At 44.9% G+C, this 13,627-nt stretch carries 13 protein-coding genes; 7 read left to right on the top strand and 6 right to left on the bottom strand.

All coding sequences use genetic code 11. The features are described 5' to 3' along the window. Nucleotides 1-8: 8 nt before the first annotated feature. Complete coding sequence (locus tag LROSL1_RS02360) at nucleotides 9-821, bottom strand: Cof-type HAD-IIB family hydrolase (RefSeq protein WP_178913609.1); 813 nt, start codon at nucleotides 819-821, stop codon at nucleotides 9-11. A 144-nt stretch (nucleotides 822-965) separates the two neighbouring features. Then, nucleotides 966-2,159 carry a CynX/NimT family MFS transporter gene (locus tag LROSL1_RS02365; protein ID WP_178913610.1) on the bottom strand — a complete coding sequence of 398 codons (1,194 nt, stop codon included), beginning with the start codon at nucleotides 2,157-2,159 and terminating at the stop codon, nucleotides 966-968. A gap of 834 nt (nucleotides 2,160-2,993) precedes the next feature. Here LROSL1_RS02365 and LROSL1_RS02370 point away from each other — a divergent pair. After that, nucleotides 2,994-3,845, top strand: a complete 852-nt coding sequence (locus LROSL1_RS02370) for a methyltransferase domain-containing protein (RefSeq protein WP_178913611.1) — start codon at nucleotides 2,994-2,996, stop codon at nucleotides 3,843-3,845. Nucleotides 3,846-3,935: 90 nt separating this feature from the next. Here LROSL1_RS02370 and LROSL1_RS02375 read toward each other — a convergent pair whose 3' ends face one another. Beyond that, nucleotides 3,936-4,400 (bottom strand): ASCH domain-containing protein, encoded by a 465-nt coding sequence (locus tag LROSL1_RS02375; protein ID WP_178913612.1) that lies wholly within the window; start codon nucleotides 4,398-4,400, stop codon nucleotides 3,936-3,938. Between the two features lie 159 nt (nucleotides 4,401-4,559). Here LROSL1_RS02375 and LROSL1_RS02380 point away from each other — a divergent pair, with 159 nt between their 5' ends. Then, nucleotides 4,560-5,507: an NADP-dependent oxidoreductase gene (locus tag LROSL1_RS02380; protein ID WP_178913613.1), complete on the top strand. Its 948-nt coding sequence runs from the start codon at nucleotides 4,560-4,562 to the stop codon at nucleotides 5,505-5,507. An 11-nt stretch (nucleotides 5,508-5,518) separates the two neighbouring features. Beyond that, on the top strand, nucleotides 5,519-5,890 hold the full coding sequence (locus LROSL1_RS02385; protein ID WP_017260834.1) for a DUF1304 domain-containing protein: 372 nt from the start codon (nucleotides 5,519-5,521) through the stop codon (nucleotides 5,888-5,890). 356 nt (nucleotides 5,891-6,246) lie between these two features. On the opposite strand, the gene LROSL1_RS02390 is transcribed toward LROSL1_RS02385, so the two are convergent. Further along, on the bottom strand, nucleotides 6,247-6,981 hold the full coding sequence (locus LROSL1_RS02390) for a hypothetical protein (RefSeq protein WP_404825820.1): 735 nt from the start codon (nucleotides 6,979-6,981) through the stop codon (nucleotides 6,247-6,249). Nucleotides 6,982-7,170: 189 nt separating this feature from the next. On the opposite strand from LROSL1_RS02390, the gene LROSL1_RS02395 reads away from it, so the two are divergent. From LROSL1_RS02395 to LROSL1_RS02405, 3 genes are all read left to right on the top strand, one after another. Continuing rightward, on the top strand, nucleotides 7,171-7,788 hold the full coding sequence (locus tag LROSL1_RS02395) for a DedA family protein (RefSeq protein ID WP_178913614.1): 618 nt from the start codon (nucleotides 7,171-7,173) through the stop codon (nucleotides 7,786-7,788). Between the two features lie 200 nt (nucleotides 7,789-7,988). Further along, entirely contained in the window at nucleotides 7,989-9,602 is a 1,614-nt protein-coding gene (locus tag LROSL1_RS02400; RefSeq protein WP_178913615.1) for a peptide ABC transporter substrate-binding protein, read from the top strand. 86 nt (nucleotides 9,603-9,688) lie between these two features. Next, the gene (locus LROSL1_RS02405; protein WP_017260831.1) at nucleotides 9,689-9,928 is read left to right on the top strand and encodes a hypothetical protein; all 240 of its coding nucleotides are present in this window, start codon (nucleotides 9,689-9,691) and stop codon (nucleotides 9,926-9,928) included. A gap of 225 nt (nucleotides 9,929-10,153) precedes the next feature. Here LROSL1_RS02405 and LROSL1_RS02410 read toward each other — a convergent pair whose 3' ends face one another. Further along, the gene (locus tag LROSL1_RS02410) at nucleotides 10,154-11,569 is read right to left on the bottom strand and encodes an MFS transporter (RefSeq protein ID WP_178913616.1); all 1,416 of its coding nucleotides are present in this window, start codon (nucleotides 11,567-11,569) and stop codon (nucleotides 10,154-10,156) included. Between the two features lie 233 nt (nucleotides 11,570-11,802). Here LROSL1_RS02410 and LROSL1_RS13175 point away from each other — a divergent pair, with 233 nt between their 5' ends. Then, nucleotides 11,803-11,889 (top strand): putative holin-like toxin, encoded by an 87-nt coding sequence (locus LROSL1_RS13175; RefSeq protein ID WP_225436696.1) that lies wholly within the window; start codon nucleotides 11,803-11,805, stop codon nucleotides 11,887-11,889. 146 nt (nucleotides 11,890-12,035) lie between these two features. Here LROSL1_RS13175 and rlmD read toward each other — a convergent pair whose 3' ends face one another. Then, a complete protein-coding gene (gene rlmD / locus LROSL1_RS02420; RefSeq protein ID WP_178913617.1) occupies nucleotides 12,036-13,583 on the bottom strand; it encodes a 23S rRNA (uracil(1939)-C(5))-methyltransferase RlmD in 1,548 nt (515 codons plus the stop codon). Nucleotides 13,584-13,627 lie beyond the last annotated feature (44 nt).

The following is a 13,627-nucleotide window of genomic DNA, read 5'->3' on the forward strand; positions in this document are numbered from 1 at the left end:
GCTTAGCGTTAATTGGCTAAACCGAGGACCATATCAATTGTCCGTAACACGCCGTCATCGTCGTTGGTCCATTTAGTAACGGCCTTGGCACTTTGCTGAACTTTGGCTGACGCGTTCGCCATAGCATAACTGTGGCCGACGTGATCCAGCATCGCGATATCGTTATCATTATCGCCAAATGCCATCACGTCGTCGGGGCTGATGTGCCAGTATTGTTCAAGTGCGTGCAAGCCGACCTGTTTGTTGATATGAGCGGGAATAATGTCTAAACCACCAAACCCACTTGCTGTCGCGGATAACGTTTTCGGCAAGTGTTGGTTGAGATAATCAGCTCGCTGGCCTGCCTGATCGTCCAGCCATACCAAATCCAGTTTGAACATATCATCATGAACATCGGTCAAACGATCACACAACTGGAGACCACTGTAGAAATAGTTGGCCTGTGCCATCAATTCTGCGTTTGTATTACGTTCAACATAAGCACCATGTTGACCAGAAAGAATGACCATACCGCCGGTCAACACTGGGTCGGTGTGAATCATGGTGAGTGCTTGATTGAGATCGGCCGTCGACACGGTATCCGCAAAAATGACCTGATCATTTAAGCTGACAAGACCACCGTTTTCAGCCAGAAACGCAATATTGTCGTAATCGGCAAACATATCGGTTAGATGTTTAAGCTGATTGCCACTCGCAATGACGAAGCGAACGTGACGTTGCTCAAGCTGATCTAGTACACGTTTGAAATGCATATGATCAAATTCATGATCATTAGTAATAAACGTGCCGTCGATGTCAGTCGCAATCATTTTAATAGTCATAGTGAGTTAAACCACCTTTCTAAGGGTAGTCAGAGCGTATCATGATAGCGCTGCCAAGACCAACCCGTTATCAAAAAAATAATATCTGGTAATTAAAAACCACGTGAGGCTAAAGCCCAACGTGGTTATTTTTAAAGATAAATTTTAGTGGAAAACGTCTTCCTTACTGTTAACGTACAAGGCAGCTGCAATGGTCAAAATTGAGATTACCAACAGAACAGCCATCAGAATATTCCAACCGCCCAGCATCACGTGTAGTGTGCCATAAGCGATTGGCCCGGCAGCAGCGATCAGATAGCCCAAAGACTGTGCCATTCCTGACAGGTCAGCCGTTTCTTGTGGCGTACGTGTCTTAAGGTTGAATAGTGTCATAGCTAATGCGAATGATGCCGTTGTTGCGCATCCTAGGATGATACAGATAATAGCGAAATACCAAATCGTATGAATCGGTAACAACAGGCCACCAATTCCGATAACAAAGCCAGCACCAATCGTCATTAGCAAGGTAAATTGATTTTTAACGCGTGCGGAAATAATTGGTACCGCGTAAGCGGCAGGCAGTGACGCAATCTGATACAGCCCAAGTAGAAGACTGGCAGTGTTGGCCGATACACCACGGTCGGTCATCAACGTTGGCAACCACGTAATCAGCGTGTAGAAGACAAACGACTGCAGACCCATGAAAATCGTCATCATCCAGGCAGTGGGTTGCTTCCAAACGGACGCGTGTGGTGCAGACGCTGTTTGCTCGTCAACCGGTTGTGCCTTGTGATTGTAACGTAAGTTGGGCAACCACGTAATGATGTTGATAATGGCGACGATGGAGAAAATTTGGATGGTCAGTTGCCAGCCAATTTTGCCAGCCAATGGCGCAGAAACACCGGCAGAAATGGCGGAAAAGAACGTCATGGAAAATGAATATAAACTCGTCATTTCACCAATCTTGTTAGGGTAATTTTCTGCAACCAGAGCTGGTAACAGGACGTTTAGAAAGGCAACTCCGATACCGACAAGCAAGGTCCCAATGATCAGTGCTGTTGCAGAATAAACACGCATCCAGTTCCCGATGACCAGAACAATCAGTGCAAACAATAACGCCACTTCGGTTCCTACCTTAGCGGACACACGCGGGGCAATCGGGGACAGAACCGCAAAACATAGTAGTGGAATAGTGGTTAAACTACCGGCCAGTCCACTTGATAAGTGCAACGTGTGTTGAATGGGTGCCAGAATCGGTGGGATGACGGTGATGACCATCCGCAAACTGGAACCCAGCAAGATAATGCCGAGTAACAACCAACTACTGTGTTTGACAGCCTGTTTCGTTTTGTCAGACATGAAAATAAAACCTCCTCAGCGAGGATTAAAATTTTGTTTTAGTTATATTATGTAGCAAATAATCACGGCACAGTTTGCGCGATGATGTTTGCGGCATGGCCGAACAATGCGACCGTCTTAGTTTACACGCGATTGTTCATTTCAGCAACAAACAAGCTGGTCGGGTGGTCATAATTATACTGATAATGATTTAGAGGCTCGTTTTGATTGCGCTTGCGGTTGTCAACATTGACACGCTTGCCGTGGGACCGGTTCAAGCCTCCCAAGTTCGGAGTCTTTCACCTCGCCGCAGAGCCTCGTGGAAATCCGAGTCTCCGCGACCGTCCGTGTTGTAAATCCGAGAGAACCATTCGGATTAACAACACTTTCACGGCTCGGTATCAATGTTGACGCCCTTCAGCTCACATAGTGGCAAGCTTTTAGTATGTATCATTATAGCGACAAACTTTTTTTGTAAATGCAGCCTCAATTTTTTATATAGTAGTGGAGCTGACCGGAAACAGAGTTCCGTGTCGGCAACACTTGGCGGCGAGAACTTGGCCGCTTAGTGTTGCGGGATGACTTATGAGACGTGTACTTCGGCTCATAATCAAGGTAGAAGACTCCGGCTTTTAGGAGGCTGAGACCGGTCCCCCATGGAACGGCGTTTCTGATCAGCGTAACGGTATGACGTTATTTAAAAAGCTGCTATATCAAATTTGCCAACTTATCAAAAATTGACGTAAAGAATGATAAAACGAGTATTCTTAGACTAATTAATAAGAGAAAGCCCCTGATGATATGAGCAACAAACCGGTGCAAACGAACTAGATAAACTGCATTGGAGATGGACACATGAATGATTTAGATTTAACCACCATTGTGAATGCAATGGCGCTGGCCCCGAATGGTCGAACAGTACAGGAACATCAAACAGCGTACAGAATTGCCTTGGCTGTGGATTGGCAGATCAAACCGGGCATGAAATTGTTGGAACTTGGGTGTGGACAAGGCGATATGACCGCTGTTTTGGGCGCTGCCGTTGGTGAGACTGGGCAAGTGGTGGCCTATGACCCGGCACCGCTAGATTATGGCGCGCCAATTACGATTGGTGAAGCTCAGAAACATTTAGCCAATTCATCGTTTGGCAAAGAACTTGAGGTGCATTTGGCGACCGATGTGATGCGAGACGACATCACGTATCCGGACAACTATTTTGACGGGCTGGTGATTGCGCACGCTTCGTGGTATTTTGACAGCCTTGAACAGTTACAGACCACCTTGCGGAAAGTCGCACCGTGGTGCAAACGAATTTTCTTTGCTGAATGGGACATTACGCCGCGATTGACAAATCAGTTTCCTCATCAATTGGCCGTGTTGATTGAGACACAACTTGCCGCATTTACGCCTAACAGTTTCGCTAATGTGAGAACGCTGGTGACTAAAGAATGGCTTGTTGATGTGATCCACAAACTCGGGTATACAGTGCAAACGACTGACCAAGATGCATTGAAGATGGAGGATGGGTATTGGGAAGCCAGTTACACTGCTGAAACAGGATTAGCGGCTGTGACTGCAATGTCCTTGCCCGATAAGTTTAAGCAATTGATGGAAACTGAAATCCACACATTACAGGCTTATGATTTAACGCAGATGAAAACGTTGGACAGTTTTGTGGTGACAGCTACCCGGAATGATGTTCAATAGAATCAAAATAAAAAGGATCATTCGTTTGATCTACTGATTAATACGGTAGTGTTCAAACGGATGATTCTTTTTGTATACAATCATTTTACATTAAAGACTGGTGGGCAGGTAAACCACCTTGAATGTTAAGGCTACCACAGGCGTTTGATCCGTAAAGGATTGCCCAATTGCATCAGCCTGGGCTTGTAATCGAGCGCGGTGAGATGTTTGCCAAATGGACAGGGAAATGCCGTCTTCTAAGTAAGCGTGTTCCGCGGTCACGTGGTCAAATGGCATTTCCTGCACAGCAACGTATTGCAAAATGGCCACCGCATGAACGGAGCCGTCAAACAGAATTTCGTAATCATGATTAGGGACGGGCAGGGTTTGTTTGTCATGCTCATACAAGGCTGCCAGTGTTGTCGTGGCCTGTTTCATGCCAGCAACAACGCGCATTGATTCAATATCGGCGGCCTCAGAGCCACCGCCAAACGACCACGCGTGATGTGGCGTATTTTTAGCGGTTGGATATTTTTGGATGAATTGTTGCCAAATTTCGTCAGCGTTTAATGACATTGGACAGGACCTCCTAGCCTTTATTATACCCATTAACAAACCAACCGACCAAAAAGAACCCTGAGGGAGCCAAACTAGGCAGTTCACTGGGGCTCAATCAGCTGATTTCATATAATTGAGTTGATAATGACATGCTTCTCGATGAAAGGAGCGTTTTCCATGAAGGCCATGGTAAGTAACCGTTTAGGAAGTGTGGCGACACTACAGGAACAAACTATGTCGATACCGGAAATTGGACCTGATGATTTGTTATTACGTGTGGAAGCGACTGCGCTTAATCCACTGGATTTTCAGATGATCACAGGACAACACGATCGTGCATACGCATTCCCGTTAATTTTAGGACGAGATGTTGCTGGAAAAGTGGTTGGTAAGGGTAGCCAGGTGAAGTTATTTAGTTTGGGGAATGAGGTCGTTGCCTACCAACCTGAACGGCAGTTAGGAACATTTGCTGAATACGCGGTGGTGCCAGCAAATCAGGCTTTGGTTCGTCCTCGGCAAGTCAGCGCGATTCAGGCTGCTACCTTGCCGACTTCTGGGGAGACGGCTTATGAAGCAATTGTGGACGTTTTGAGACTGCATAATAATCAAACGATTTTGATTCAGGGTGGCGCAGGAGGTGTTGGTAGCTTTGCAATCCAAATCGCTCACATGCTGGGGGCGCACGTTATCACCACGGTGCCACGCCGTGATGAAAAGTTCGGGATTGTGCTAGGAGCTGACCAGGCGATTGATTATCAGGTAGTTGATTTTCGTCAGGTTATCCAACCGGTTGATGCAATTTTGGACACGGTGGGCGATAAAGTGCTGATTGATAGTATGAATTATGTACGCCAGGGTGGTCATTTAGTGTCAATTGAGGCTGCACCAGACTTACTTGTCGCTGAGGGTGGTTCGTTTGCTGGCGAATTTTTCAAATTGCAGGCGAATGTCGGTGTGTTGGGTCAGTTACTGACGTTAGTGGCCAAACGGCAAGTGAAACCGCTGATTGAAAAGGTGATTCCGTTCACGGCACCAGCTATCAGAGCGGCGCTTAAAGTGGTTGGTAGTGGACATGAACGCGGAAAACGTGTAATCTCCGTATGGAATCCACAATTAGAAAAGTAGGTTGGTAAATAATGTTAGCATTCACTTTGGGGTTAGTTGCCGTAGTTGGTTTAGAGCATTTATTCATTATGTGTTTGGAGATGTTTTGGTCAACGGGGCGTATTGCACAACAAACGTTTGGTAGTGATTCATCATTTTTGGAACAACCACAGGTTAAGGCAATTTTCAAAAACATGGGAATCTACAACGGATTTGTTGGTGTCGGAATTTTATGGAGTTTGTTTGCATTGCCAACAATGGAGATGCGGGCCGTATTGATTCTCTTTACTGGCTTTGTCGTTGTTGCCGCGATTGTCGGCGCAGTTACGGTGAGTCGTCGCATCTTTGTCGTTCAAGGACTGCCAGCACTGTTTGCAGTTCTTTGTGTGCTACTTTTTCTGTAGACAACAGACCTAGTATTAAAAGCAGTATAGATGTCGCGTCCGGTTGCCAACATTGAAACGCCGCCGTGGGACCGGTTCAAGCCCGAAGTTCACGGTCTTTCACCTCGCCACAAAGCCTCGTGGGAAACCGAGTCTCTGCGACCGTCCATGTTGTAAATCCGAGTAAACCGTTCGAATTAACAACATTTTCACGGCTTGGTTTCAATGTTGACGCCCTTCCGCTACGTTAACTATGTTAAAGCGCGACAGCTAATAAATCGGAGTATCTAGTCGGTTCTGTCTTAGCTACAATTGTAGGCCAATAAATACAAAGCAGGTGAGCTTCCACTATTGGAAAAGCTCACCTGCTTTGCTGTTTATTTATTATTTTCTGTAGCCACTCGCGTTGTGAAATGATGTTTTAATGATGGAATGAAATGTTTGTCAGACCAACCTTGAACCCAGCCCTGTGTGAGGAAGGCCCAGACGGTACCGAAGTTGACCGCCCATAACTGGAAGTGGTTTGTGAAAAGACAAATGATCATGATAATAACTGGTGGAATATAACTCAGCATTTGTGAAGCCGTTGCGAGGCCGCGTAAGTAGCGGAAACGAATGATATAGGATAAGTCATCGTTTGGATGCATGATGATGTTTGCTCGCTGATAGAGAGACACGGCCGCGCCAACACCAAACAAGCCAATGACATCGATAACAACCAGTGCAGCCAGCTCCCATGGGTGGCTGAAATCGCCGTGCAGATATTTGATGCCAAGCACATCCGACCAGAATGGGACAATAATCTGAATTAAATAGCTAAACGGGACGATATACAAGATGTTACGAATGAGTCGACCCCAGTCGAAACGGCCGATGAGTAATTGGTCCAGAAAGGCAATAACCACGCCATAACCGGTGAGGACAATACCCAATCCCTGACTGGCCACAGCCGGACTCGTTGTATGCAATAACCAATGGGTGAGGTTAACGGCCGATGCTGTCCACACCGCACTTCCCATGTTGGTGGAAATTGTGAGTGCATTAAAGGCGGAGTTCAAAATGATTGAAATGATGAGCCAGGTAAATCGCTGTTTGGCATCTTTCATGTGCACGGGACTGTCCTCTTTTCACAAAGTATATGGTTAGTATAATCGAATTTGGACCAATGTTTAAGATTTTCTCAGTTCAAACGTTATTAATCGCTTTTTTGATGCAAATCAGGAATAATAAAACCACGCTTTATTGCGCATGACTGCGCGTCCCACAGCTCTGACCACTTCGTAAATGAAAGGTGACACCGTATGGAACAACAGTTAATTGATTTTATGAACCAATTTGGCTATTTGGGAATCGTTTTGTTGATTGCCTTAGAAAATGTCTTCCCGCCAATTCCCTCAGAAGTGATTCTGACGTTTGCTGGCTTTATGACCTTGGCCGCGGATTTAACAGTCACAGGCAGTGTGATTGCTGCAACGATTGGGGCCGTGCTTGGGGCCATTATTCTGTATGGAATCGGCCACTGGTTGAATGAGGAGCGATTACAACGTTTGGTGCAAAGTCGTTTTGGACGTTTGCTACGTCTCAAACAAAGTGATGTTACTAAAACGGCCAATTTATTCAAGAAGCATGGTGGCAAGACTGTTTTCTTTGGGCGTTTCATCCCAGTAATCCGAAGCTTGATCTCCATTCCAGCGGGGATGACTCGGATGAAGTGGCAGTCGTTTATCCTGTTTACGACAGTTGGCACACTGATTTGGAATGTCGTGTTGATCGTGCTCGGTCGTCTGGCAGGTCATGCTTGGACACAGGTCTCGGCGGCAGTTGATACTTTTTCAACAGTAACGGTTGTTGTGCTGGCCATTTTGTTGGTTGGTGGCGGCGTTTGGTACTATGTGAAACGGATCAAGGTGCATAACTAAAAAAGATGAAAGAGGCTATTGTCGCCTGCAGAACATTGCGGGCGACAATAGCTTTTTTAGACCAACAAAAGCCAGCGGCAATACAACCAGACACGCTGGAAAATAGTGATTGACACTGTGATATAAAAGAACTACATTTTTAATTAATTATTTATGAGAAAGCTCATCAATAATTAATCTTTGCCCTCGGAGGCGCGTGTATGAAATTAAAACGAATGTTAGTGACAGTGAGTGCTGTAGAAGTGATATCAACGGTGTTTGGTACTCAGATTATTCATGCTGCAGATTCAAAGCAAGATAAAACATTGAACGTTACAGTACAGGCGAATCCAACAACAATTGATCCTGCAAAAGCTAGCGATGCGTATAGTCAGAGTATTGTAGATCAGGTTATGGAAGGTCTATATACGTTTGATAAAAACGGCAAGGTAGCTCCGGGGGCAGCAACAAAGATTGTTAAACCAACGGCAAACGGAACAAAGTATATTTTTTCACTGCGTAAGGATGCCAAATGGAGTAATGGTGACCCAGTTACCGCACAAGATTTCGTTGTTAGTTTGCAACACGAAGTTGCACCAAAAACAGCTTCTCAGAATGCGGCAAGTTATTTGAGTTTCATTAAAAACTTCAGCGCGGTCAACAAAGGCACGAAGCCAGTGTCTGAATTAGGAGTAAAAGCGCTTGGAGACTATAAATTAGAAGTGACACTATCATCGAGGGTGCCTTACTTTAATTCATTATTAGCGACAGGATTTTATCCCGCGGACAAGAAAGTACTCAACAAATACGGTAAGGATTACGCCAAAGATAGTACAAAAATGGTTTACAATGGTCCCTACACATTACAAGGGTGGAAGGGGACTAACGATACTTGGACGTATGTAAAAGATAATAAGTTTCACGCTGCAAAGAACGTGCGAATTAAGAAGGTTGTCGCAACTGTTTCGAAGGAAGATAGTACCTCATACAACATGTTCCAAAGTGGCAAAATTCAAGAAACTGCAATTTCTGGGGAGTATGTGGCAAATAATAAGGGCAACAAAGAATTACATACAGTGCCCGGTGCAAGTCTTAACTATTTGAATTTCAATACGAATAAAAAGCCGATGACTAATGTCCATTTGCGGCGTGCATTTAACTATCTTTTGGATCGGCAGTCGCTAGCAAATTCTGTTTTGAATGATGGCTCGTTGCCGGCAAATAATATGGTACCGAAAGGAATCGTTAAGAATAGTCAGGGCAAGGATTTTTATAGTCTAAATGGTGGCTTAGCAAAATACGATCTCAAGCGTGCGAAGGCAGAATGGAAAGCCTTTGAAAAAGAAAGCCACACGAGTAAGTTAACGCTTAAATTGTTGACTGCTGACGATTCAACTTCCCACAAACTTGGAGAGTTTGTACAGAGTAGTGCACAAAAGAATCTAAAAGGGCTTAGCATTAGCATTAATCCGCAACCAGTTTCGCAAAGAATTGCCAGTGCATTTGCCGGTAAATATGATTTAGTTGCGACTGGTTGGGAAACTTCTTATGATGATCCGCAAGGCTTTTTGACTGTGGTTCAAAAAGATGGCACGGCTAACTTCCCGAAGTGGAATGACGCGCAGTTTAATCAGTTGATGGATAAGGCAGCTAAACAGACTGGCAATACACGTTGGCAAACAATTGCTAAGGCTAATAAACGTTTGAATAATCAAGTTCCAGATACACCACTGTATAATCAAGTAGTCGCACACTTTTTATCAAAAGACATTGGTGGGATAAAGTACACCTCTACTTCTCCCCAAGCGTTGTATCGGTACGCTTATTGGAAATAGTCACTGTTAGGCAGTTTATAATTTCTGTTCACAATTCCGGCCACAAGACCTATGATGGAGTTATTAAACTGTTGGAGGTTTGACTGATGGAAGAACGGAAGTTAATTACTGAGATTTTGAATACAGAAGATGTTTCATACACAATCTCAGAACCGCATGATAACAAGATTACGTTGATGGTTAACCAATTGAAGAATGACAAACGCCCCTTGGATGTTGTTGAAAAGGAAATTGTTCATGAATTGGATCGTGCGGAACTGACGTATAACGAGAAGTTGAATCCAGACGAACAGACCGCAATGCAAATTGATATTGACGTAAAATAACGAATTAAATTTAAAAACACTTCTTTAGTGCAATCGCAGATAGTTGCGATGCATTAGAGGAGTGTTTTTCATTGGCACAATATATAAATGTTAAAGATTTAGCATTACTTAAAACAGTGAATCCAGCTGACTTGATGAAAAATAGGACCAATAAGCAAGCCCGTTTGTCCTTTCTTCAGTCCCAGTTCTTCCGGAAAAATAAGTGCAATACAGATTAGTTATAACTCAACTGTGCAAAGATAAGGCCTTTTTTCTCGACCACAATAGCCAGCCAAGCAAGCCAATGGCAATCACGATTAACCCGAGTGCAAATAGGTAACTGAAATGCATGCCGTAAACGAACCAGCTGGCGTGTCCGTGCGGATAGGCAGTCATATGATGCCCAGCACGTTGACTGATACCAGAATAGAGTAGTGATGTCGCTAATGATAGCCCAATTGCCATGCCTAGGTTACGGCCTAATGCCGCAATAGAACCGGCGATACCTTGAAATTCTGGACCGGCATTACCCATAATCATTGGATTGTTTTGGAAAGCGCCGTTTGCAATGCCAAAAAATGCTAGTCCGAACACGAGCCAGGCCAGTGACCATGTGGGCTGCACAAAGATAAAGATCAACTCTGGAATCAAAAAGAGAAAAAGCGCGAAAAATGACACACGTTCTGCACCGATATGATCCGAAATGACGCCACCAGCCGGGGCGCTGAAGATATTCAATAGCGGCACGGCCATCAGGATTAACCCTGCCGTTGCCGATGAGAGCATCAATGTTTCTTGAAGGTAAAAGGGCATAATGACATTATTGAAAAAGCCCGTCATGTACACGAGCATCGCTGAAATGATACCGATTGAGAAGCCACGATTTGCGAAAATTTTAAGTTGAATCAGTGGTTGTTGTACGCGTCGTTCGATGAAAATAAAAGCAGCCAACATCGCAATGGCTAGACTAAACAAACTAAGTACGCCGGCGGAATGGAAACCAACTGCTTGGCCCAAATAGATGGCGATAAAAAAGGCACTAATCATGGTCGCAAACGTTGCATAACCAGGCCAATCAATCACAATTTTATCGAAGTGGATTTGCTGGTGAGGAAAGATACGGTGTCCAAACAGAAACGCGATAATGCCAATCGGGACATTGATGAAGAATATCCAGTGCCAACTGACAACGGATAAGATAAGCCCACCAAGCCCTGGTCCAGCAATGTTGCCGACTTGAACCACCGAACTATTGAGTCCTAACGCCCGACCATGCTGGTTTGAAGGAAATATTTGGGTGATGATGCCAAAGTTAGTGGCCATCACCATTGAAGAACCAAGCGCCTGCAGTGCCCGAGCACCCAGCAACAACGGTAAGTTTGTGCTCAAACCACAAAACAGTGAGCCTGTGATAAACACCAGAGTACCGACTTGAAAAATGGGGATGCGACCGATTTGATCAGACAATCGACCAAAGAAAATCAGGAGCACGCAGATGAGCACTAAGTAGACGGAAACGACCCACTCGGCTTCATTCATTGGTACATTAAGTTCACGACTGATGTGGGGAATGGCGATGTTAACAATACTGGCATCTAATGTTGACATGAATGATACCGAGGATGTTGCCATTAATAAGATCCATTGTGAGCGTTGCTTCATGAAAACCTCCTGGGACAAAAAAGCTGCTTAATTAAATTTTATATAACCAAAATTTATTCTTTTATAAACACAACTTTTAGTTTTTATGACTGATTTAACATGATAAAATTACTGAGCAAGTTAAGTTGAAGCGGTTGGCAAATTCTAACACAAAGAGGTGTTGCCTATGGGCGATACAGAAAATCTGTGTGGAGGGAGGTGCCACTTTGTCTTGCGGAAATGCGATTATGATGATGCTAACGTTTGGAATGTTTATTCTTGCGTTGCTAACCTTCATCGTGATCTTAATCCGGAGTTTTGGTCAAAGAAAAAACCGCTAATCTAACTTTTGGCAAGGATTAACGGTTTTAATATAGTGATCTAATGCCAGCCGTTTCGGCGGCGCTTGCAGGAGGAAATGTCATGCGACTGACATTTCCTTCTTTCTGTATTATAGCACGTCAAATTTAGCCAGGACTACTAAAAATTACCGCAGAACCAACTTTACGACAGCTTCAACACGTGCCGTTTGAGGAAACATGTCGATGGATTGGATGTATTCAACGCGATAGACACGACCTAACTCAACTAAGTTTTGGGCCAGCGTTGACGGATTACATGAAACATAGACAAACTTTTCAGGCTGTACTTGCATAATGGTATCAATCATTGTGTCAGCAAGGCCTGCACGAGGCGGATCAACGACCAATGCATCCGGCCGCCAACCTTGGCTGACCCATTGTGGTAATAGGTCTTCCGCGGTTCCTACGCTGTATTCTGCGTTGGTAATGCCGTTCAGGTCAGCGTTACGGTTGGCATCATCAACAGACTCTTCAATCGTATCCATGCCGCGCACTTCGCCGGCACGGTCTGCCAAAGATAATCCAATTGTGCCCACACCCGAGTAGGCATCTACCAAGTGGTCAGCATGCGTTAGGTCCAAAGCTTTGATCGTCTCTTCGTACAAACGGGTGGTTTGCTTAGGATTCAGTTGTAAGAATGCCCGTGGCGATAATTGGAACTGCTTACCTAATAGGGTTTCGGTAATGTAGTCCTGTCCCATTAGCTTGGTGGTCTTATCGCCCCAAACTAACGAAGTTTTGCTTTGGTTAACATTTTGCATGACGGAAACAACTTGTGGTAAACGTTCTTCGATCAACGCTAACAATTTCCGTTTGTGCGGCAACTTTTGTGAGTTGGTGACAAAAGTGACCTGAACTTCGCCACTGGCTTCGGATGAACGGACAACGAGCGTTTTGATAATGCCTGAATTGGCCTCTTCATTGTAAATGGGAACCTGTAACTCTTGCAGCATTTTGACCAGCGCGCGAATAACGGTCATGGTAGCTTCATTTTGAGTGCTGGCTTCTGGAAGGTCAACAAGATCATGCGTACCTTCTTTATAGAGACCAGCAATCACATTACCGTCCGCATCCTGCCGTACTTGAAATTGGGCTTTGTTGCGGTAGTGGTAAGGGTCTTCCATGCCGATCGTTGGACGCAGGTCATAGTTTTCCCAGCCGCGCGGTTGAAACTTTTCTAGTGCTTGGCGAATCACGTCACGTTTGAAGGCCAGTTGTGACGGGTAATCGAGATGTGAAAGCTCGAAACCGCCGACTTCGGCTGACTGTGTATCTGGCGGTGTTACCCGATGATCACTTTCTTTACGGATTTGGTGTACTTTAGCGTTCAAAAAGTGGGCGGCGACGTGTGTAACTTCGGCGACGACCACTTCGTCTGGAAGGGCGCCTGGTACAAACGTAATCTTGTGGCGATAATAGCCGATCCCTTCGCCGTTGATGCCGAGTCGTTTGATGGTTAATGGAAAACGTTGGCCAACCTCGACCTGAACGTCAGCTTGTTCTGGTTGACTACTGTGCTGACGATGATACCCATTGCGATCATTGTTTCGTGAATGTTCAAACGAACGGTGGTCGTCACGATGCTGTGAATGCGTTTGATGATTATTGTGATCAAAGTGCGAACTACCGCGTTCTGAGCGGCGATTGCGATTGTTTCGTGATTGAGGTTCCATATTGTCCTCCGATGCTAACTCTAGTAATAATTAGAACCATCATA

Origin of the sequence: Furfurilactobacillus rossiae (assembly GCF_013394005.1) — a bacterium.
Taxonomy (GTDB): domain Bacteria; phylum Bacillota; class Bacilli; order Lactobacillales; family Lactobacillaceae; genus Furfurilactobacillus; species Furfurilactobacillus rossiae.